The following is a 20,514-nucleotide window of genomic DNA, read 5'->3' as shown; positions in this document are numbered from 1 at the left end:
GAGTTAACGCACGCCTGCGCCTTGGGCGCGAGCTTGTGCTTTTTCCTTATGTTTAACGAGTTGACGATCGATTTTATCCGCTAGTGCATCAATCGCAGCGTACATATCATTGTCTAATGCTTCTGCGTGTAAATCAGCACCTGCAGCATGCAGGGTGCAGGCAGCTTGCTGACGCTCCTTTTCAACAGATAAGGTCACTTGTACGGTGGTGATGTTGTCGTAATGGCGCTCAACGCGTTCCAGCTTCTCATTTACATAGTCACGCAAGGCGTCAGTCAGATCTACGTGATGACCAGTGATATTTACTTGCATTGACGTGCTCCTTATCCATCGGACTGTTCTTCGATTGTAACCCTTTTTGCGCTATTGCAAAGCCCTTAGACAGACTTTGTTCGTTAGCACTGTTTTATTAGCGTAAACGGCGGCGTTCGCTTGAAGAGGGTATACCCATTGACTCGCGATATTTGGCCACCGTTCGCCTTGCCACATTAATGCCACCCTCTTCCAATAGCGACACGAGGCGGCTGTCTGAAAGAGGTTTCCCGGGCGGTTCATCTTGCACCAGTTTTTTGATTCGAGCCCGGATGGCGGTGCTGGAGTGACTGTCACCGCCGTCCTGGCCACTGACTTGGCTTGAAAAGAAGTATTTGAGTTCGAATACCCCGCGCGGGGTATGGATATATTTCTGTGTGGTGACCCTGGAAATAGTGGATTCATGCATTTCCACAGCGTCCGCGATATCGGCTAATATCAGCGGTTTCATGGCTTCTTCGCCATGTTCCAGAAAGCCTATCTGGCGAGCTATGATTTCTCGACCAACCCGCAGTAGTGTATCGTTTCGGCTTGAAAGGCTCTTGATAAGCCAGCGTGCTTCCTGGAGATGCTCTTTTAAAAACTGGTTATCTTGGCTCTTGTCAGCCCGTTTAATGAGGCTTGCGTAGTCAGGTTGAATGCGCAGCCGTGGCAATGCCTCCGGATTTAGCTCCAGGTGCCATCCCTCGTTATCGTGTCGTACCACTAAGTCTGGTGTCACATAGCTGTCATCTGTATCGCCAAAGGCGCTTCCTGGCCGAGGATCAAGGCTGCGGATCAAGCGGATTACGTCATCGAGCTGATCATCATCCAGGCTTAAGCGTCGCTTTAACAAACGCACATCATCTTTACCGAGCGCTTCAAGAAATTGACGTACTAGACGCTTGGCTGGCATAAGCAGCGGTGTATCTTCAGGCAGTGAAGCGAGCTGCAGCATTAAGCATTCCCGCAGGTCGCGAGCAAACACGCCGGTGGGCTCAAACTGTTGAAGACGAAGCAGGGTTGTTTCAACTTCACGCTGGCTAAGGCCTTCATGTCCTTGGGCTTTAAGTCCTTCGCGAATGTCGTTGAGAGGCTGGGTCAGATAGCCGTTGGCGTCCAGCGCATCGATGAGGCTTTCAGCGATGGCATGGTCGCGAGGTGAGAAGTCCGTCATGGCGAGTTGCCAAAGTAAGTGACCATGTAAGCTTTGGCCAGCGGCTTGACGCTCAAAGTCAGGCCCCTCGCTGCTGGTGCCATGGCTGCCTATATCTTGGTAAGTGTCTGACCAGTCACTGTCAGTAGAGAGTTCGCTAGGAATGCTTTCGGACCACTCAGCTTCCTGGGGTTCACTAACGGCCTGTTCGCCGAACTCATCTTCCTGTTCAAGCATTGGATTGGCATCAAGTGCTTGCTGAATTTCTTGACGAAGGTCCAGTGTTGATAGCTGTAGCAGGGCAATGGCCTGCTGCAGCTGAGGTGTCATGGTCAGCTGTGTACCGATACGCAATTGAAGAGAAGCTTTCATGACCATCTGAGAACCACTCGTTAATCAGAAAGCTCCACCCTAGTGCGAGTTATGGTTTGGTGCAAGTGCAATAAGTATGCCACTAGCACTATTTTTGCTGCAGGTGACTGTTTACAGGCGGAAATCAGCCCCCAAATAAACGTCTCTTACCCTTTGGTTATTGAGGATTTCCTGGGGAGGGCCGCTGGCGATGATATGGCCGTCACCTACAATGTAGGCAATATCGCAAATATCCAGTGTTTCCCGTACGTTGTGGTCAGTAATCAATACCCCGATATGGCGTTTTTTAAGTGCTCGGATTATCGTTTTAATATCGCCCACTGAGATCGGGTCAACGCCGGCAAACGGCTCATCAAGCAAGATAAAGGCAGGCTCTGTCGCAAGAGAGCGGGCAATCTCAACACGCCTACGCTCTCCGCCTGAAAGACTCATGCCTAAATTGTCACGGATGTGGGTGATGTGAAAATCTTCCAGTAGTGACTCAAGGCGCTGCTCCCTGGCGCTACGGTCGAGCTCTTTGCGGGTTTCCAGGATTGCCATAATGTTGTCGGCGACGGAAAGTTTACGAAAAATAGAGGCTTCCTGGGGTAAGTACCCAATACCTGCCATCGCGCGTTCGTGCATGGGGGCATGTGTTAAATCAAGCCCATCAATGCCTACTTTTCCCGCATCAGATTTCACCAAACCGACAATCATATAAAACGATGTCGTTTTGCCTGCGCCGTTGGGGCCTAGCAGGCCTACCACGCTGCCTTGAGAGATCTCTAGGTTAATATCCTTAACCACGCGGCGGCGCTTATAGCTTTTGGCTAAGTGATGGGCATAAAGTGTTTTTATCGGTGCTGCTTCTGATGTTGGTTCTGACGCTGTGGTTTGAGGTGCTGGCTCTGCGCTATTTGTCGGCACTGGGCACTCCCTATTGTTCCGGCTGAAGAGTCATGCGGATACGCTGTGGTTCACCACCACTAACATCAGAGCGTGCCTGAACAACGCCTTGGTCGATAAAGTACTCTAACCGTCCGCCTTGAAAGCGGTCTGCCTGCTGGGTAAGTTCGGCTTGGTCAATCAGCTCTACTCGGCGCTCGGCAACATGATAAATAATCCGCTTTGCCCAGCCTTCCATCGGCCTTGCCTGGCCTTCGAGCTGGTTGCGTATATAGGCTCGCCCACCGGTTGCTACGGCGCGCGATAGTTCACCAGCATCGTTACGCTGAATTTCAACGCGATCGCCGCGCAGTTGCATATTGCCCTGTCGAATATCGACGTTACCGGAATATACGGCGGTGCCTGCTCGTTGATCGAGATCTAAACGGTCAGCCTCTACTTCTACGGGGGCTTGGCTTTGCGCCATGACCGGAAGCGCTGCCGCTGAGATGGGTAGCGCAATGGCGAAGAGTGCCGTGCGAATGAGAGCGTTCATCGCGACTCCTACTGGGAACGAGTGGCCGGCGGATGAACGCCGCGCACGTTGTTGGTTAAGCGGATCTGGCTATCATCCAGCCATACATCCATGCGTGAAGCGTCAATGCGCTGGGGCGGCTGCTGAAGTACGGTCTCGGCATCGCTCCAGGCATGACGGGTGATGCCATCATAGTGCAATAACTCTGTATTCAGCTGCCAGCCCTCATCAGGAGCAAGTAGTTGAGCGGAACCAGCCAGCGTGAGTAACTGCGTGTCAGTATTAAGGGTGCCGGTCTCAGCCGTGGCCCGCCATTGGCGCTCTTCACTATCAAAGAGTATTACCCTGGGCTGGGTGACGTCGGTCATCGCCGCTTGTGGGGTATGCACTAAGCGGGGCGTCGTCAACGACTGCTGGATGGCGCCGGTTTCACCAAACAGCGTAATTTCTGCGTTTTCTAATACATGGCCAGGCTCTTGGGCGCGCGCTTCAGGGTCAATTGCTTGGTCTTGAGGGCCGCGTGGATCTAGCCATACAAGCACTCCACCTAAGATAAGTACCATGGCGGTTACCCAAACGCGTTTTTTAACCCAAAAGCGCATTACGATTGGCCGTGTAGATACGTGTCTAAAACAGCGTCCCAATGGCCTTGAGACATCAGTAAGGTGTCACAGATTTCACGTACAGCACCGTGACCGCCAAGACGATCAGTGATCCAGTCAGCGTGAGTGTGCATGTAGTCAGGTGCATTCGGTACAGTGATGCCGACGCCAGAACGCTTGATAGGGGCAAGGTCTGGTAAGTCATCACCACAGTAAGCAACTTGCTCTAGCGTAATATCGAGGCGTTGGCAAAGCGCGCGTAGCGTGGTGAGTTTATCCTCACATCCTTGATACACATGGGTTATGCCCAAAGACGCAGCACGCTGGCTGACCATGGGAGAGTCACGCCCGGTAATTAAGGCAACATGAATACCGACGCGCTTTAATAGTTTAAGGCCATGGCCATCTTGGGTATGGAACGCTTTGATTTCGATACCGTCAGCTTGGAAGTAGAGGCGGCCATCGGTAAGTACGCCGTCGACATCAATGGCAAGCAATTTTACGCGGCGAATCCGGTCTTGTAGAGCGTCAGGTAGGGACATGAAGCCTCCGTATTATTAATGTTTAAAAGGAACGATTAAATGACACCGCTGGCAAGTAAATCATGCATATGCAACGCACCAATAGGGCGCTGCTGATCATCCACAACCGCCAATGCGGTGATTCGACTATCTTCCATAATGCGTACCGCTTCAGCCGCTAATACATCTGGTCCGATACGTTTTCCTGGGCGCGTCATGACGTCATCAACTAGGACATCGCGTAGGTCATGAAACTGATCCAGTGTTCGGCGTAAATCACCGTCGGTGTAAACGCCAGCAAGGCGACCTTCGCTATCAACTACGCAGGTAAAGCCCAGCCCTTGGCGAGTAATTTCCAAGAGTGCGTCCCTTAGCGGGCTGCCTAATGCCACTTGGGGAAGACGTGATCCGTTGTGCATTAGGTCTTTTACACGCAAAAGTAGGCGTTTGCCGAGGCTTCCACCGGGGTGTGAAAGCGCAAAGTCTTCAGCAGTGAAGCCTCGTGCTTCCAACAATGCCACAGCTAAGGCATCGCCTAAGGCAAGTGCCGCAGTGGTTGAGCTAGTCGGCGCTAAGTCGAGTGGGCAGGCTTCGCGCTCAACCCCGCTATTAAGATGAGCATCGGCGTGTTTGGCCAACGTGGAACCAGGGCGTCCGGTCATGCTTACAAGAGGGGTGCCTAAGCGTTTCAGCAGTGGAAGCAGTGCTGTGACCTCTGCTGTTTCACCAGAGTTCGAAAGTGCTAGTACGACATCTGCGCGGGTGATCATGCCGAGGTCGCCATGGCTGGCTTCACCTGGATGCACAAAAAAAGCAGGTGTGCCGGTGCTTGCCAGCGTTGCGGCTAGCTTGCCCGCAATATGTCCTGACTTGCCCATGCCGGTTACAACCACGCGGCCGTGGCAGGCGAGAATAAGTTCACAGGCATGGTCAAAGCTTTCATCAAGCTTTGCCTGAAGTCCGCCAATAGCGGCCTGCTCAATTTGCAACGTGCGCAGCGCACTTTCACGCATTGGGCTAGGTGTCGATAGTGGCTGGCGCATGGGGAAGTCTCTTTTCATAAGCGGTCAAAGGTAGATCGGTAAGAATAACATCTTGGCGCGGTTTGTAGGTAAAGCGCGTACCTTGCTCTTAAGGCGGTCACAACGAGCGCAGCTGTTACTGTGAGTAGCGTTAAGTTACGATGTTCGATAATATTTCGAAAACACTGTTTTTTAAACTGTCTGTTTTTAAGCTATCTGTTTTTTAACTAACTCGTGCGTAGCCAGCATATAGTAATGCGGTTGCGGCAAGACGACCATCAAGGCCAGCCAGCCCATGACAGATGTTCCCTTCATCGAAATTGAAGATTTGTACTTCTCGCGGGGTGATCATGATATTTTTCGCGGAATCAATATGACGATTTCGCGTGGCCAGGTGACGGCTATCATGGGGCCAAGCGGTACCGGCAAGACAACCCTTTTAAAACTAATCGGTGGACAATTAACACCTGATCGGGGACGAGTGCTAATCGACGGGCAAGATGTACATCGCCTGTCTCGTAAAGCGCTGTTTACACTGCGTAAACGCATGGGTATGTTGTTTCAGAGCGGTGCGTTGTTTTCAGATCTCGATGTTTTTGAAAACGTGGCGTTTCCGCTTCGGGTGCATACTGACTTGCCGGATCCTATGATACGCGATCTTGTGCTTCTTAAGTTGCAGGCAGTGGGTTTGCGAGGGGCAAGGCATTTATCGCCCGCCGAGCTTTCAGGGGGCATGGCAAGGCGTGTGGCATTGGCACGGGCGGTAGCACTTGACCCAGAGTTGATCCTCTATGATGAGCCTTTTGTTGGGCAAGACCCCATTTCAATGGGGGTGCTTGTACAGCTAATTAAACGGCTTAATCAGGCACTGTCACTTACGTCAGTGATCGTTTCACACGATATCAAGGAAACCCTTAGTATTGCGGATTATCTATACCTCATTGCCGATGGGCAAGTGGTAGCTTCTGGTACGCCACGTACTTTAGACACGAACCAAGATCCCCGGGTGAGCCAGTTCATTCATGGAGAGCCAGACGGGCCGGTGCCGTTTCACTATCCCGCTGAGACACTTTACTGCGATATTCTGGGCCAAGCCTCTTCAGGGAAGGTGCGTTAAATGCAATCAAACATTAAACATGCTATCTCGCATGTTGCTAGGCTGGGCCGAAAAGGCTGTGATGCCTTAGAGTCATTGGGGCGTGCAGGTGTCTTTCTAGCTCAGTCAGCGGTAGGGGTGCCTTCAAGGGAAGGGTGGTCGTTGTGGCTGCGCCAAGTGCATTTCGTTGGTGTTCTGTCTCTGGCTATTGTGCTGGTGTCAGGGCTGTTCATTGGCATGGTGCTTGCGCTGCAGGGGTATACCATCCTGGTTGATTTTGGTGCAGAGCAGGCGCTAGGCCAGATGGTAGCTCTTTCACTTCTTCGAGAGCTGGCGCCGGTTGTCGCTGCGCTGTTGTTTGCTGGGCGCGCGGGCTCTGCGTTAACGGCAGAAATTGGTCTTATGAAGGCGACCGAGCAGCTGACAAGCATGGAAATGATTGGTGTTGACCCACTGCGCCGGGTTGTGGCCCCCAGGCTTTGGGCAGGCTTTGTTGCACTACCCATTCTTACTATTGGTTTCAGCGTGGTGGGGATTTGGGGTGGCTATTTGGTTGGTGTGGAATGGCTAGGGGTTTTTGAAGGCTCTTACTGGAGCAATATGCAGGCTAGCGTTTCGTTTGTTGATGATATTGGTAACGGGATCATCAAAAGCCTTGTATTTGCTGTGGTGGTCACCTGGATTGCAGTGTTCCAAGGGTATGACTTAGTGCCTACATCTGAAGGTATTTCACGTGCGACAACACGCACGGTGGTGTATTCATCGCTTGCTGTTTTGGGGCTGGATTTTGTGTTGACTGCCGTGATGTTTGGCGGTCTTTAATGGGTGGAGCAATAACATGAAGCGCAGTAAAACCATGGAGTTTGGCGTTGGCCTGTTTATGCTTGCGGGCATTCTAGGGCTTGTTTTTTTGGGCTTGCGCGTCAGTGGAATGACGCTTTCAGCGCCTTCTGATACGTTTCGTCTTGAGGCAAGCTTTTCCAATATCGGCAGCCTGAAGCCGCGTGCGCGCGTAACAATGGCTGGCGTTACTGTGGGTCGGGTAGAGGCCATTGAACTTGATACCGAGTGGTATGATGCGCGGGTGGTGTTGAGCCTCAACAGCGAACTTCAAGGCCAGCTTTCGCAAGATACTACTGCGGCTATTTTGACGGCTGGCCTGCTCGGAGAGCAGTACATTGGTCTAAGTGTTGGTGGTGCTCCAGAAGTGCTTGAAGAGGGTGATGTTATTCGAGATACCCAATCTGCTTTGGTGCTCGAAGAACTTATCCAGCAATTTGTATCCAATATGGTTACTAACTAAGCACCTTGGGTGCTGCCAGTTGTTAAGAGGTGACTTTAATGAAAGAAAATAGCGTAATGTTGGCCCGCCGTGTGCTTTTTTTGTTGGCGCTAGCGGTTGCCCTGCTGCCTTTTGTTGCTCAGGCTCAGTCGAAATCGCCAGAAGCGATAGTTCGTGAAAACGTCAATGAATTCATGGAGAAAATTAACGGTAGAGAAGATTACTACTCCAATAATCTTGATGAGCTTAAAGCGCTAGTCAACGACAGCCTGAATGATGTGGCGGATTTTCGTTATATTGGCGCTAGTGTGATGGGAAGTTACTTTCGCAATGCAACGCCAGAACAGCGTAGTCGGTTCGCTGACGTCTTTCGCCAAACCCTGATTGACACTTACACGCGTGGGCTGGTGACGTTTGACTATGATGAGCTGAGAGTGCTGACCGACCAGCGCGGCCAGCGCTATGAAGACCAAGCCAGCGTTGATATGGAAGTTGTTGCCAATAATGGCCAAGTTTACCCCGTTAGCTATAGCCTGCGGCTTTCGGACGGTGAGTGGAAAGTGGTCAATGTTATTGTTAATGGCATTAATTTAGGGCTGACGTTCCGCAATCAGTTTGATCAGTCAATGCGCGAAAATAACCGTGACTATGATGCGGTAATTCGTAGCTGGTCACCCGAAATTGGCGTCGACGAGCTTGAGCAAGGGGGCAGCGCGTGACGACGTTGCTATCTACGCCCCATGTTTCGCTGATTGCGCAGTCTTGCACGTTGGCGGTTCAGGGGGATCTCAATGTCAATGCAGCGGCCGAAGTGGCCGCTGTAGGCGTTAAATGGCTTGAGAGTGCTCAGTTAACAGGTGTTGTTCTTGATTTTTCAGAAGTTTCAAAGGCAAGTAGCGCGGCAATTAGCGTGCTTTTTGAATGGCTGCGTGCTTGTCACTCGCTGGGAGTTGTCGTCACGTCGATTGCGTTGTCTACTCCGCTTGAGCGTTTAACATCGCTTGCCGAGCTTGATGCGCTAATAGGTTCGCCCAACGCTGAGGCGTGAGTGGATCGTCCAGCATCGCCAAGCGTGCCGCTTTTCTTTATCATGTTCCCCTGTTCCTCACTTATTCAACGTCCCCAGCTATCTCAATTACCTAATTCAATGACCCAAAGGAGTTTCCTGTCTTATGCAACCCAACGAGGTAAAAGCACTGCTTGAGTCCCGCATCGATGGATGTGATTTTCATATCCAGGGTGAAGGCTGCAATTTTCAGGTGATCGCGGTTGGCGAAGCTTTTGAAGGTCTTTCTCCTGTAAAGCGTCAGCAACTGGTCTATGCGGCGCTAAATGACGAAATTGCATCCGGCGCTCTCCACGCCATTAGTATCAAAACGTTTACTCCGGCGCAGTGGCAAACTGCACCGGAAAACGCTCAGTAGCGGCCACTTTATGGATAAATTAATCATTACTGGCAATGGGTCGGTAGACGGCGAAGTGTGGGTGAGTGGCGCGAAGAATGCGGCGTTGCCAATTTTGTGCGCAAGCCTTTTGGCCGATGGCCCTGTGATCATTGGTAATTTGCCTCACTTGCAAGACATCACCACTACGCTGGAGTTGCTAGGGCGAATGGGTGTTGAGCCCGTGATGGGCGAGAAGCTCAGTATTCAGCTTGATGGCTCGCAGGTAACGCAGTGTCATGCTCCCTACGAGCTAGTTAAAAAGATGCGCGCCTCCATTCTGGTGTTAGGCCCGTTGTTAGCGCATTTCGGTAAGGCGGATGTTTCTCTGCCAGGGGGGTGCGCAATTGGTTCTCGCCCTGTTGATTTGCATATTCGTGGTCTTGAGGCGATGGGCGCTGAGATCCGCGTTGAAGCGGGTTACATTCGTGCCCGAGTCGATGGGCGCTTGAAAGGGGCGACCATCTTCTTTGATACAGTCACGGTGACGGGCACTGAGAATCTGTTGATGGCGGCCACGCTCGCAGAGGGCACTACGATTCTTGAAAATGCTGCGCGCGAGCCGGAAATCGTCGATCTCGCCGAGTGTTTGATCAAGATGGGGGCTAATATTCGTGGGCACGGTACTGACACTATCGTGATCGAGGGCGTTGCGACGCTGCACGGCTGCGAGCACGATGTCATGCCTGATCGCATCGAAACGGGCACTTTTCTGGTAGCCGCTGCCATGACGGGTGGCCGCGTGAAAGTTAAGCGCACCCGTGCCGATATTTTAGAAGCGGTGCTTGCGAAGCTTGAGGAAGCCGGTGCTGAGATTACCAGTGGCGATGATTGGATCGCGTTGGATATGCACGGCAAGCGTCCAAAAGCGGTTAATATTCGCACCGCGCCCTATCCTGCATTTCCTACCGATATGCAGGCACAGTTTGTGGCGATGAATGCTGTCGCCGTGGGGCATTCAAGAGTGGTGGAGACCATCTTTGAAAATCGCTTTATGCACGTACAAGAGCTAAACCGGATGGGGGCGAATATAGCCCTTGAAGGTAATACGGCACTGATTGAAGGCGTAGAAAAGCTTTCAGGTGCGCCGGTAATGGCTACCGACCTTCGTGCATCAGCGTCATTGGTGATCGCGGCAATGATGGCCGAAGGCGAAACGCTTGTAGATCGTATTTATCATATCGATCGTGGTTATGAGTGCATTGAGGAAAAATTACAGCTGCTGGGTGCGCGCATTCGCCGTATTCCCGGCTGAGCCATGTTATTAACCATTGGCCTAAACAATGAGTAAGCAACTGATTTTAGCCCTTTCAAAAGGGCGTATTTTAGAAGAAACGCTGCCACTGTTGGCAGATGCGGGGATTACCCCAGCTGAAGATTTGGGTAAAAGTCGTAAGCTGTTGTTTGACACCAATTTGCCAGATGTAAAGTTGGTTATTATCCGTGCAACCGATGTGCCGACCTACGTGCAGCTGGGTGCTGCAGATGTGGGAATTGCGGGTAAGGATGTTCTTCTTGAACATGGCGCTGAGGGTCTATATGAGCCTTTGGACTTGGATATTGCTCGTTGCAAGCTAATGACAGCGGGTGTGACAGGTCAGCCGCCTGCCAAAGCACGCCGCCGTGTGGCCACCAAGTTTGTTAACGTGGCGAGGCGTTACTACGCAGAGCAGGGCATTCAAGCCGAGGTGATCAAGCTATACGGGGCGATGGAGCTCGCGCCTCTGATGAACTTGGCCGATGAAATTGTCGATATCGTGGATACTGGTAATACGCTACGCGCCAATGGCATGGAACCTCGTGAGCTAATTGCTCATATCAGCACCCGTCTAGTGGTTAATAAAGCGGCCATGACCATGAAGCATGACCGTATTAAACCATTGTTAGCCCGCCTGGAAAGTGCGGTTAAAAAGCGCCAGACTCAGCCTATTGAATGACGCGAGGTTTACCATGAGCGATAAGTCCACAGCCACCATTGCCCGTCTCTCGACTGTTGATGGGGCATTTCATCAGCATTTAGATACGCTGCTGGATTGGGAAGGGGTGTCTGATAAGGCAGTGCAGGCTCGTGTTGAAGAGATATTGGCAGATGTAAAGCAGCGAGGTGACAGTGCTGTGGTCGAGGCGACAAATCGTTTTGACCGCCTGTCAGTCGAAGGTATGGAGCAGCTACGCCTATCTCCTGAGCAACTGAAAAAGGCCTTTGACAGTCTGTCTGCTGAGCAGCGTAATGCGCTGTCCGCCGCCGCTGAGCGCATTAAGCGTTATCATGAGCGTCAGAAGCCAAACTCGTGGCAATACGAAGAGGCTGATGGAACGGTGCTTGGTCAAAAGGTAACGCCCTTGGATCGTGCGGGTATTTATGTACCAGGTGGAAAAGCGGCTTATCCCTCATCGGTACTGATGAATGCAATCCCTGCCCATGTGGCTGGCGTGCGCGAGATAGTGATGGTTGTGCCGACCCCGGATGGTGTGCTGAACGACCTTGTGCTGGCGGCCGCGCATCTGGCGGGCGTCGATTATGTGTTCACGATTGGTGGGGCTCAGGCGGTTGCGGCGCTTGCCTATGGTACTGAAAGCGTTCCGCGGGTAGATAAAATTGTAGGGCCTGGAAATATCTACGTGGCGACTGCAAAGCGTGCGGTGTTTGGTCAGGTCGGTATTGATATGATTGCAGGCCCTTCTGAAATCATGGTGGTATCCGACGGTCAAACAGACCCGGATTGGCTGGCGATGGATCTGTTTTCCCAGGCTGAGCACGATGAGGATGCCCAGGCGATTTTGGTTAGCTGGAACGCTGCCCATCTGGATGCTGTAGAGGCTTCTATTGAGCGGTTACTGCCGACACTTGAGCGGGAAGAAATTGCCCGTGCTTCGCTGCAGCGCCGCGGAGCATTAATTCTATGCCAAGATCAAGCTGAAGCTATTGAATTGATCAACCGCATTGCGCCCGAACACCTTGAGCTTTCTGTCGAGGCACCAAACGATTGGCTTGATCAAATACGCCACGCTGGGGCTATCTTTATGGGGCGGCATACTTCTGAAGCTCTGGGCGACTATTGTGCGGGGCCGAATCATGTGCTGCCCACGTCTGGAACGGCCCGATTCTCATCGCCACTGGGAGTTTATGATTTCCAGAAGCGCTCATCCATTATTCACTGTTCGCCTGATGGTGCGTCTGAGCTTGGTAAAATAGCGTCTGTACTTGCCCGGGGCGAATCACTGACGGCCCATGCGCGCTCAGCTGAGTATCGTATTAACGATTGAGCAGTGTTTGAAAAAGCGCCGTCTGAAAAAACCTGTCTGAACAAGCGTAGATATGCATCAGAGCGACTTACGAGTCGCTCTGATGCTCTCCTAAAGTAGCATTCGTTGGCACCGGCCGTTCTCCTACCTCAAGTGTCATGTCCATGCGCTCACCGCCTCTTACAATCGTCAGCGGTAGTTCTGTGCCTGGTGGAATGGACGCGATAGCACTCATTGTGGCCCGAGCATCTAAGATCACCTGACCATCAATGGACAGTAGGACATCGCCGGGCTGTAGCCCTGCTTTAGCGGCAGGGCCATCTTTGACGACGCCAGCGACGATCACGCCCTGAGGTGTTCTTAACCCAAACGATGCGGCCAGCTCACGGGAAAGTGCTTGTGCCTCTATGCCTAGCCAGCCGCGTATAACGCGACCGCGGGTAACAAGCTCATTCAAAATGCTGTGGGCAAGGTTGGCTGGAATAGCGAAGCCAATTCCTTGTGATCCCCCTGATCGAGAGAAAATAGCCGTATTAATGCCCACTAAAGCACCATCAGGATTGATTAATGCACCCCCGGAATTGCCTGGGTTGATCGCTGCATCAGTCTGAATGAAGTCTTCGTAAGCATTTAAGCCTAAGTGACTGCGCCCCGTCGCGCTGATAATGCCCATGGTAACTGTTTGCCCAACACCGAAAGGGTTGCCGATAGCGAGTGCTACATCACCCACGGCTACCTGTTCTGAGTCAGCAAGCTCAATCGCTGGCAAATCATCAAGGGTAATACGTAAAACGGCGAGGTCGCTTTCTGGGTCGGTGCCAATGACCTCTGCAAGTGTTTCTCGGCCATCGCGAAGTGCTACCTGTATCTGGTCAGCGCCATTAATAACATGGTGATTGGTCAGCACGTAACCATCATGGCTGACGATAACGCCAGAGCCCAAGCTCGACAGCATGCGCTGGTGAGTGGTGGCATCGTCACCGCTGAAGAACTGTTGGAAAAAAGGATCGGACATTAATGGATGTTGATCGCGTTCAACAATGCGTGACGAATAGATATTGACGACCGCTGGCGCCGCTTGATTAACAGCGTTGGAGTAGCTTGCAGGCCCTTGATTGCGGTTGAGTGGTTCTGCTTGTCGGATTTCAGGGGCGGGTCGATTTGCTGCTGGCTCGCCGCTGGTAGCTACTAGCGAGGAGGGGGGTTCGACGGTTGCTGGTGGCGTTTGCCGAAATGGATTAGGCAAATACTCTGGGAAGGCAAGTAGCACCAAGGCGGCGAGCAATAGCCCGGTAATGATCGGCCATATATAGGGCAGCACAAAGCGGTGCATGCGAAATTTCCTCAGCGGATGATAGTCTAAATGGTCGCGAGGTTCGCGATAACGCGAAGCGAGATTTACAATAGTTCCATCGTAACACTTTATTGAGATGTTCCTCACGATAGCCTGTTAATCGGTTAAGGAGTCAGTGTGATCAATCGCGACCAACTAGTCGCTGCTTGCGACCATCAATTGCGGTCATCGCAATTTAAAGATTTTACCGTTAACGGCCTTCAGGTGGAGGGGCGTGACAACGTAACGCGGGTGATGTCAGGCGTGACGGCATGTCAGGCATTACTGGAGGAAGCGGTCGCTTGGCGAGCGGACATGGTGTTAGTGCATCATGGTTATTTCTGGAAAAATGAACCGGTAACCATTACCGGAATGAAGAAAAAGCGAATTAAAACACTGCTTGATAACGAAATGAGCTTACTTGCCTACCACTTACCATTAGATGCGCATGCAGAGTTTGGCAATAATGCCGAGCTGGCAAAACGTCTGGGTTGGAAGGTAGAGGGATGCATTGATGGTGAGCTTGGTGAAGGTTTGTTGTGGTCCGGTCGATTGTCTGAGCCGCTAAGCGTAGGTGAGCTGGGGGCCCAATTAGCCGCCGTACTTCAGCGAGCACCTTTAGTGGTCGAGTCGCCTTTAGTTGGCCCTGTAGAAAGGGTCGCCTGGTGTACTGGAGGCGCCCAGGATATGATCACGGCGGCTTATGACGCAGGGGCGCAAGTTTTCGTGTCTGGGGAAATATCAGAGCGCACTACGCATTTGGCTAGAGAGATGGGCATTCATTACATTGCTGCGGGCCATCACGCTACCGAGCGCTTTGGTGTTCAGGCGCTTGGCGAGTGGTTAGCAAGTGAGTATGGCGTAGAGCATCGATTTGTAGATATTGATAATCCAGCCTAGTGCTGCTGGCTTTGAAAGCATCCGCATCGGTTTGCTATGCGGATGCTTTAGAGGCATTAGCCTCGTTATTTATTAATAACGAGGTGGTTGCTGAGGTCTAGCCACATCATGCTCTTTTAAACTGTCCTTTAAGCCAAAGTCTTCAGATAGCGTGCCGCTTTTGCCATCAGCATAATCACGCGGGGTGTTAACATCGCTTTCACCCTCAGTGCTAGGCGCGGGCTCATTCGCGGTAGAGGGTTTGGTTGTTTCCAGCTTCCATTCTGCAGCTTCGCGCTCTATTTGCTGCTCTAGCTGATCAGCTTCATGGCGAATATTAATTAAGTGCTGCTGAATGCCAGAGAGGTGGCTTCCCATGCCTTTCTTTAGCTCGGCTATTTGATGCTCACGCTCAAGCAATGCCTGTTTTAATGTGGCGTGGTCACGTTGGCCTTTGCTAAACAGGCGATAACACGCTAAGCCGATAGCAAATCCAATAACGAGACCAATAATCGCAAAAGTGAATGGCGAGCTTGCTTCCACAGTATTCTCCCTAGAGGTGATGCACGCCACCAAGCGCATGGCGGGGTTTGACAAATAGTTTAACAAACAGCTTAACAAAGCTTGACCATTATAGGCGCGTATCCGTTGGTTGGGTCAATCCACTCATGCGCTCAGTCATTATGCAGCGTATAATATCTCTTTTTTATTTGAGCAGGCTGTGTCCTTACCACGTCACAGTTTCGTTCACGATGTGCGCTGCGGGAGCGAGTTGATGTCATCATTATCTGCACGTCAAGACAGTGAGCAGGCGAGCCGACTAACGCCTTTTGCGCGGTATCAAGAAGACTTAAAGCGTGACGACTTCCAGTATGATCCTGCTCAAGAGCAGGCGGTTAAGCATCTTCAGCGCCTTTATGATGAGTTGTTAGCCACGCCTGCTAGCGCTCCTAAAGCCGTTGTTGCTAGCAAAGGGTTAAAAGCAAAGGTTGCCGGGCTGCTTGGTAAAAAGGCTAGTACAGATGAGCCAGCGCTGCCCGACGTAAAAGGGCTCTATTTTTGGGGGGGCGTGGGGCGCGGCAAAACGTATCTAGTTGATACCTTCTACGAGGCTCTACCGTTCCCTGAAAAGATGCGCACCCACTTTCATCGCTTTATGCAGCGCGTCCACAATGAGTTGACGCACTACAAGGGTGAAAAGAATCCTCTGACGCTGATTGCTGGCAAGTTCGCAGCCGAAACGCGTGTTATCTGCTTTGATGAGTTTTTTGTCAAAGATATTACCGATGCGATGATCTTGGCCAATTTGCTTGAGGCGCTGTTTGAGCGCGGAGTGGTATTGGTTGCTACATCGAATATAGTGCCTAACGACCTTTATAAAGATGGGTTGCAGCGCGCGCGGTTTGTTCCCGCCATTGAGCTAGTGAATCGTCACTGCGAGGTCGTTAACGTCGATTCTGGTATTGACTACCGTTTGCGTGCCCTGGAGCGAGCCGAAATTTTTCATGCGCCGCTTGATGAAGCGGCGGAGCGGGAGCTAAGCAGAAGCTTTAGAGAAATAGCGGGACATGAGGGCGAGGAGGGTGCGCCCTTAGAGATTAATCATCGTGTTTTAAAGACGCGCCGTCTCCATGAAGATGTGGCGTGGTTTGAGTTTGTTGAGCTATGTGATGGGCCGCGTAGCCAGAATGACTACATCGAGCTTGCTAGAGAATTCCATACGGTTTTGGTATCTAACGTTATCCAGATGAATGCAAAGACAGACGACCAGGCTCGCCGTTTTATTAATATGGTTGATGAGTTTTATGATCGTGGGGTTAAGTTGTTGATGTCGGCAGAGGTGCCGGTTGAGGCGCTGTACAGCGATGGGAAGCTGACATTTGAATTTCAGCGGACGTTGTCGCGTCTGCAGGAGATGCAGTCTAAAGATTATTTGGCGTTACCCCATAAGCCATAACGACGGATGTTAGTGGCTGAGTTCCGGGCGTGGCACTAATAAATGCAGTGCAAGTAAAAACGATGCCAATAAAAAACAGTGGCGGCACTTAACTTACTTCTGCGCTTGCTGTAGAATGCCGCCTCGCTGCATGTTGCTGGTTTTTTTTCTGGCAACCAAAAAAAATAGGGATGGTGCTTCATCGCTTATCTAGCGGTGTGAGCTACCCAATACACTTAATCTGGTGATTTTATCCATGAAGACGTTCAGTGCTAAGCCGCAGTCCGTCCAGCGCGACTGGTATGTAGTCGACGCTACGGACAAAACGCTCGGTCGTCTGGCAACCGAGATTGCTCGCCGCCTGCGTGGCAAGCATAAGCCCGAATTTACTCCTCACGTTGATACTGGCGACTACATCGTTGTTATCAATGCTGAAAAAGTCCACGTAACCGGAAACAAGGCGAAGGCTAAAACCTATTATCGCCACACTGGTTACCCGGGCGGTCTGCGCTCTATGACATTCGACAAAATGCTTGATCATGCCCCTGAGCGCATTATTGAGTCTGCCGTTAAAGGCATGTTGCCGAAAGGTCCTTTGGGTCGCGCTATGTACTCCAAGTTAAAAGTGTACGCCGGTGCCGAGCATCCGCATGCTGCCCAACAGCCGCTTGAACTGAACATCTGAGGAAATCTTCGCCATGACACAGCAGTATTACGGTACCGGGCGCCGCAAGACTTCCACCGCTCGCGTGTTTATGAAGCCGGGCTCTGGCAAAATTACTGTCAACAACCAAGACCTAGACCTGTATTTCGGTCGTGTTACCGGTCGTATGGTTGTTCGTCAACCGCTTGAGTTGACTGAAACGCTGAATCAGTTTGACGTGTTTGTCACTGTTGCTGGCGGCGGTGGCTCCTCTCAAGCAGGTGCCATTCGTCACGGTATCACTCGCGCCCTGATGAACTACAATGAAGATCTGCGCCCAACGTTGCGCGCCGCCGGTTATGTAACCCGCGATGCCCGTCAGGTTGAGCGTAAGAAAGTCGGTCTGCGTAAAGCACGTCGTCGTCCGCAGTTCTCTAAGCGTTAATTTCACGCTATGCGGCAAAAAAGCGCCCAGGTCAAAGACCTGGTCGCTTTTTATTGGAATATCAAAAAATTATAACGCTTATACCACCATGGTCACGGGCGGTTGTTCTTGTGCAGAGCGCTTTGTTTTTTTAACATAGAGCGTATTTGATATTCGTCGTCGCAAGACGCCTTTGCGGCGGAACGGGTAAGCTGATGGGAGAAACCAGAAATGGCAGATAACGGCGTAAACAAAGGTCGGCGCCGTTTCCTCGTAGGCGCCACCTCCGTTGTGGGGGCGGGGGGCGCGGTCGGGGGTGCGGTTCCCTTTGTGGCTTCTTGGCAGCCTAGTGCCAGGGCAAGAGCGGCAGGTGCTCCTGTTCAAGCTGATATATCGAAGCTAGAACCTGGGCAGCGTATGACCGTTGAGTGGCGCGGTCGGCCGATTTGGATTATTAATCGTACGTCCGAAATGATCGAGCGAACTGAAGCGTTGGGTGCTGACACCTTAGCGGATCCTGATTCGGAAGTGCCGCAGCAGCCAGCCTATATCCAAGGTGGTTTGCGCTCTATCAAGCCAGAAATAGGCGTGCTGATTGGTATCTGTACACATTTGGGTTGTTCGCCGCTGTTTCGGCCTGAGCCCAATGCCGAAGGCGTAGGGGTGGACAACTGGCCGGGTGGTTTCTTCTGCCCATGTCATGGCTCCCGCTTTGACTTAGCCGGTCGCGTGTTCAGTAACGTACCTGCGCCGACCAATCTTGAGGTTCCACCCTACCGCTTTGAAAATGATGACATCATTGTCGTCGGCGAAGATGAGGAGACTGCCTAATGGGTAATCCGAATAAAGCCAAGGCGGAAAAAGGCATCATGCGGTGGGTAGATGATCGCTTCCCTGCTACTCAAATGTGGCAAGAGCATCTTTCCAAATACTACGCGCCGAAAAACTTCAACTTTTGGTATTTCTTTGGCTCGTTAGCGCTTCTGGCGTTGGTTAACCAAATCCTGACCGGGGTTTGGCTTACCATGAGCTTTAACCCCTCTGCTGAAGGTGCATTCGATTCTGTCGAATACATAATGCGTGATGTGGAGTGGGGGTGGTTGATTCGCTATATGCACACCACGGGCGCCTCTGCCTTCTTTCTTGTCGTCTATCTGCATATGTTTCGTGGCCTTTTGTATGGTTCCTACAAGGCGCCTCGCGAGCTAGTGTGGGTTTTTGGTATGACTATTTACCTGGTGCTAATGGCGGAAGCCTTTATGGGCTACCTGTTGCCATGGGGCCAGATGTCTTACTGGGGCGCCCAGGTTATTATTTCGCTGTTTTCAGCGATTCCTGGTATTGGTCCTGACTTGGCACAGTGGGTTCGTGGTGACTTCCTGATTTCAGGTATTACCCTAAACCGTTTCTTTGCGCTGCATGTGGTTGCTCTGCCAATCGTCATTTTAGCGCTTGTTGTGCTGCACATCATTGCGCTACACGAAGTGGGTTCTAACAACCCAGATGGCATTGATATCAAGCAGAAGAAAGATGAGGCCGGTGTGCCGCTGGACGGAATTCCTTTCCATCCTTACTACACGGTAAAAGACTTGGTGGGTATTGCGGTCTTCCTGTTTGTTTTCTGTGTGGTGGTGTTCTACTTCCCAGAGGGCGGCGGCTACTTTATTGAAAGGCCAAACTTTGACCCAGCAAACCCGCTGCAGACGCCTGATCATATTGCGCCCGTTTGGTATATGACGCCTTTCTACGCCATTCTCCGCGCGATCACTTTCTCGGTGTTTGGCTTAGACGCTAAGTTCCTCGGCGTTATATTCATGGGGGCCGCGATCGCGATCTTGTTTGTTCTACCCTGGCTGGATCGTAGTCCGGTGCGCTCTATGCGTTATAAAGGCTGGATGTCGAAAGTTATGCTGCTGCTATTTGCGATCAGCTTCGTTATTCTCGGTGTTTTAGGTGTGTTGCCATCAACCGAGGGGCGAACCATTCTGGCACAAGTATGCACCGTCATTTATTTCGCCTTCTTCGTCTTGATGCCGTTCTACACCAAGCTGGAGAAGACTAAACCCGTTCCGGAAAGGGTGACTGGCTAATGAAAAAGTATCTATTTGGACTCCTTTTCGCGTTAGTGCCAGTAACGGCGATGGCAGCACCAGCTGCAAGCGTCCCTCATTCGATGGATCCTGATCTGCACGATCAAGCCTCGCTGCAAAATGGCATGAAGCTCTATGTTAACTACTGCATGGGCTGTCACTCGCTCCAGTATCAGCGCTTTGCTCGTGCGGCTGATGATTTGGGGATGCCTCAGGATTTGGTTGAAGAGAACCTGATTTTCTCCTCTGATCTGGCGTTTAATGATCAGATGCACATTGCGATGGACAGTGGTAATGCTGAATCCTGGTTTGGCGCGCCGCCGCCCGACCTATCGCTAAAAACGCGTGTGCGTGGAACAGATTGGATCTACTCTTATCTGCTTGGCTTCTACAGGGATCCGAGTCGCCCCACAGGTGTTAACAACACCGTGTTCGACTTAGTTGCGATGCCTAACGTGTTGGAGCCTCTGCAGGGTGTTCAAGAGCTGGTGTGCTCGGAAACGGATCAGCCGGTGGCGGGTCAGTCGCCAGATCCTTTGTCGGGTAAGTATCAGTCTTGTGATGTGCTGCAAGTGACCCAGCCCGGTGAGCTCGAACCTGCTGAGTTTGAGGAAGCGATGTATGACCTTACTAACTTCTTAGCTTATGTAGGTGAGCCCTCCAAGCTTCAGGCCCAGGCATTGGCGCCTAAAGTGCTGATCTTCATTTTCATTTTTGGTGTGATTGCTTACCTGCTCAAGCGTGAGTACTGGCGAGACATTCACTAGCCATTAAGTGATG

25 protein-coding genes are annotated in these 20,514 nt (G+C 51.6%); 16 read left to right on the top strand and 9 right to left on the bottom strand.

The window, feature by feature from the left end:
- Positions 1–3: 3 nt before the first annotated feature.
- The 7 genes from hpf to REH51_RS01850 all read right to left on the bottom strand — a co-directional run bounded on the left by hpf (position 4) and on the right by REH51_RS01850 (position 5,384).
- Complete coding sequence (gene hpf, locus REH51_RS01880; protein WP_009721972.1) at positions 4–312, bottom strand: ribosome hibernation-promoting factor, HPF/YfiA family; 309 nt, start codon at positions 310–312, stop codon at positions 4–6.
- Between the two features lie 97 nt (positions 313–409).
- Positions 410–1,825 (bottom strand): RNA polymerase factor sigma-54, encoded by a 1,416-nt coding sequence (locus REH51_RS01875; protein ID WP_009721973.1) that lies wholly within the window; start codon positions 1,823–1,825, stop codon positions 410–412.
- 105 nt (positions 1,826–1,930) lie between these two features.
- Positions 1,931–2,656, bottom strand: a complete 726-nt coding sequence (gene lptB / locus REH51_RS01870) for an LPS export ABC transporter ATP-binding protein (RefSeq protein ID WP_039868579.1) — start codon at positions 2,654–2,656, stop codon at positions 1,931–1,933.
- Between the two features lie 79 nt (positions 2,657–2,735).
- Positions 2,736–3,239: a lipopolysaccharide transport periplasmic protein LptA gene (gene lptA, locus REH51_RS01865; RefSeq protein ID WP_009721976.1), complete on the bottom strand. Its 504-nt coding sequence runs from the start codon at positions 3,237–3,239 to the stop codon at positions 2,736–2,738.
- Between the two features lie 8 nt (positions 3,240–3,247).
- Positions 3,248–3,820 (bottom strand): LPS export ABC transporter periplasmic protein LptC, encoded by a 573-nt coding sequence (lptC, locus tag REH51_RS01860; protein WP_009721977.1) that lies wholly within the window; start codon positions 3,818–3,820, stop codon positions 3,248–3,250.
- A complete protein-coding gene (locus REH51_RS01855; protein ID WP_009721978.1) occupies positions 3,820–4,362 on the bottom strand; it encodes a KdsC family phosphatase in 543 nt (180 codons plus the stop codon). The genes lptC and REH51_RS01855 overlap by 1 nt, the downstream gene beginning before the upstream one ends.
- 35 nt (positions 4,363–4,397) lie before the next feature.
- Entirely contained in the window at positions 4,398–5,384 is a 987-nt protein-coding gene (locus REH51_RS01850) for a KpsF/GutQ family sugar-phosphate isomerase (RefSeq protein WP_009721979.1), read from the bottom strand.
- 274 nt (positions 5,385–5,658) lie between these two features.
- Here REH51_RS01850 and REH51_RS01845 point away from each other — a divergent pair, with 274 nt between their 5' ends.
- The 9 genes from REH51_RS01845 (at position 5,659) to hisD (ending at position 12,450) form a co-directional block, all read left to right on the top strand.
- Complete coding sequence (locus REH51_RS01845) at positions 5,659–6,480, top strand: ABC transporter ATP-binding protein (RefSeq protein ID WP_009721980.1); 822 nt, start codon at positions 5,659–5,661, stop codon at positions 6,478–6,480.
- The gene (gene mlaE / locus REH51_RS01840) at positions 6,481–7,281 is read left to right on the top strand and encodes a lipid asymmetry maintenance ABC transporter permease subunit MlaE (RefSeq protein ID WP_009721981.1); all 801 of its coding nucleotides are present in this window, start codon (positions 6,481–6,483) and stop codon (positions 7,279–7,281) included.
- A 16-nt stretch (positions 7,282–7,297) separates the two neighbouring features.
- Complete coding sequence (gene mlaD, locus REH51_RS01835; RefSeq protein WP_009721982.1) at positions 7,298–7,762, top strand: outer membrane lipid asymmetry maintenance protein MlaD; 465 nt, start codon at positions 7,298–7,300, stop codon at positions 7,760–7,762.
- 38 nt (positions 7,763–7,800) lie between these two features.
- Entirely contained in the window at positions 7,801–8,460 is a 660-nt protein-coding gene (locus REH51_RS01830) for an MlaC/ttg2D family ABC transporter substrate-binding protein (protein WP_009721983.1), read from the top strand.
- Complete coding sequence (locus tag REH51_RS01825; RefSeq protein WP_009721984.1) at positions 8,457–8,789, top strand: STAS domain-containing protein; 333 nt, start codon at positions 8,457–8,459, stop codon at positions 8,787–8,789. Before REH51_RS01830 ends, REH51_RS01825 begins: the two co-directional genes overlap by 4 nt.
- Positions 8,790–8,913: 124 nt before the next feature.
- Positions 8,914–9,165, top strand: coding sequence for a BolA family protein (locus REH51_RS01820; RefSeq protein WP_009721985.1), 252 nt, complete (start codon positions 8,914–8,916; stop codon positions 9,163–9,165).
- 10 nt (positions 9,166–9,175) lie between these two features.
- The gene (gene murA / locus REH51_RS01815) at positions 9,176–10,438 is read left to right on the top strand and encodes a UDP-N-acetylglucosamine 1-carboxyvinyltransferase (protein ID WP_009721986.1); all 1,263 of its coding nucleotides are present in this window, start codon (positions 9,176–9,178) and stop codon (positions 10,436–10,438) included.
- 28 nt (positions 10,439–10,466) lie between these two features.
- Positions 10,467–11,120, top strand: coding sequence for an ATP phosphoribosyltransferase (gene hisG, locus REH51_RS01810; protein ID WP_009721987.1), 654 nt, complete (start codon positions 10,467–10,469; stop codon positions 11,118–11,120).
- A gap of 13 nt (positions 11,121–11,133) precedes the next feature.
- A complete protein-coding gene (hisD, locus tag REH51_RS01805; RefSeq protein ID WP_009721988.1) occupies positions 11,134–12,450 on the top strand; it encodes a histidinol dehydrogenase in 1,317 nt (438 codons plus the stop codon).
- Positions 12,451–12,517: 67 nt separating this feature from the next.
- Here hisD and REH51_RS01800 read toward each other — a convergent pair whose 3' ends face one another.
- Positions 12,518–13,762 carry a Do family serine endopeptidase gene (locus REH51_RS01800; RefSeq protein WP_009721989.1) on the bottom strand — a complete coding sequence of 415 codons (1,245 nt, stop codon included), beginning with the start codon at positions 13,760–13,762 and terminating at the stop codon, positions 12,518–12,520.
- A gap of 138 nt (positions 13,763–13,900) precedes the next feature.
- Here REH51_RS01800 and REH51_RS01795 point away from each other — a divergent pair, with 138 nt between their 5' ends.
- Positions 13,901–14,662 (top strand): Nif3-like dinuclear metal center hexameric protein, encoded by a 762-nt coding sequence (locus REH51_RS01795; protein ID WP_009721990.1) that lies wholly within the window; start codon positions 13,901–13,903, stop codon positions 14,660–14,662.
- Positions 14,663–14,734: 72 nt separating this feature from the next.
- On the opposite strand, the gene REH51_RS01790 is transcribed toward REH51_RS01795, so the two are convergent.
- Positions 14,735–15,184: a ZapG family protein gene (locus REH51_RS01790; protein ID WP_009721991.1), complete on the bottom strand. Its 450-nt coding sequence runs from the start codon at positions 15,182–15,184 to the stop codon at positions 14,735–14,737.
- Positions 15,185–15,416: 232 nt separating this feature from the next.
- On the opposite strand from REH51_RS01790, the gene zapE reads away from it, so the two are divergent.
- From zapE to REH51_RS01760, 6 genes are all read left to right on the top strand, one after another.
- Complete coding sequence (gene zapE, locus REH51_RS01785; protein WP_009721992.1) at positions 15,417–16,598, top strand: cell division protein ZapE; 1,182 nt, start codon at positions 15,417–15,419, stop codon at positions 16,596–16,598.
- A gap of 235 nt (positions 16,599–16,833) precedes the next feature.
- Positions 16,834–17,262, top strand: coding sequence for a 50S ribosomal protein L13 (rplM, locus tag REH51_RS01780; RefSeq protein ID WP_009721993.1), 429 nt, complete (start codon positions 16,834–16,836; stop codon positions 17,260–17,262).
- A 13-nt stretch (positions 17,263–17,275) separates the two neighbouring features.
- The gene (rpsI, locus tag REH51_RS01775; RefSeq protein WP_009721994.1) at positions 17,276–17,665 is read left to right on the top strand and encodes a 30S ribosomal protein S9; all 390 of its coding nucleotides are present in this window, start codon (positions 17,276–17,278) and stop codon (positions 17,663–17,665) included.
- Between the two features lie 210 nt (positions 17,666–17,875).
- Positions 17,876–18,475, top strand: coding sequence for a ubiquinol-cytochrome c reductase iron-sulfur subunit (gene petA / locus REH51_RS01770; RefSeq protein WP_498936702.1), 600 nt, complete (start codon positions 17,876–17,878; stop codon positions 18,473–18,475).
- The gene (locus tag REH51_RS01765; RefSeq protein WP_009721996.1) at positions 18,475–19,734 is read left to right on the top strand and encodes a cytochrome b; all 1,260 of its coding nucleotides are present in this window, start codon (positions 18,475–18,477) and stop codon (positions 19,732–19,734) included. The genes petA and REH51_RS01765 overlap by 1 nt, the downstream gene beginning before the upstream one ends.
- The gene (locus REH51_RS01760; RefSeq protein ID WP_009721997.1) at positions 19,734–20,501 is read left to right on the top strand and encodes a cytochrome c1; all 768 of its coding nucleotides are present in this window, start codon (positions 19,734–19,736) and stop codon (positions 20,499–20,501) included. The genes REH51_RS01765 and REH51_RS01760 overlap by 1 nt, the downstream gene beginning before the upstream one ends.
- Positions 20,502–20,514: the final 13 nt, after the last annotated feature.

It is taken from the genome of Halomonas bluephagenesis (genome assembly GCF_054790765.1).
This window is presented reverse-complemented; position numbering and strand designations above follow the sequence as displayed.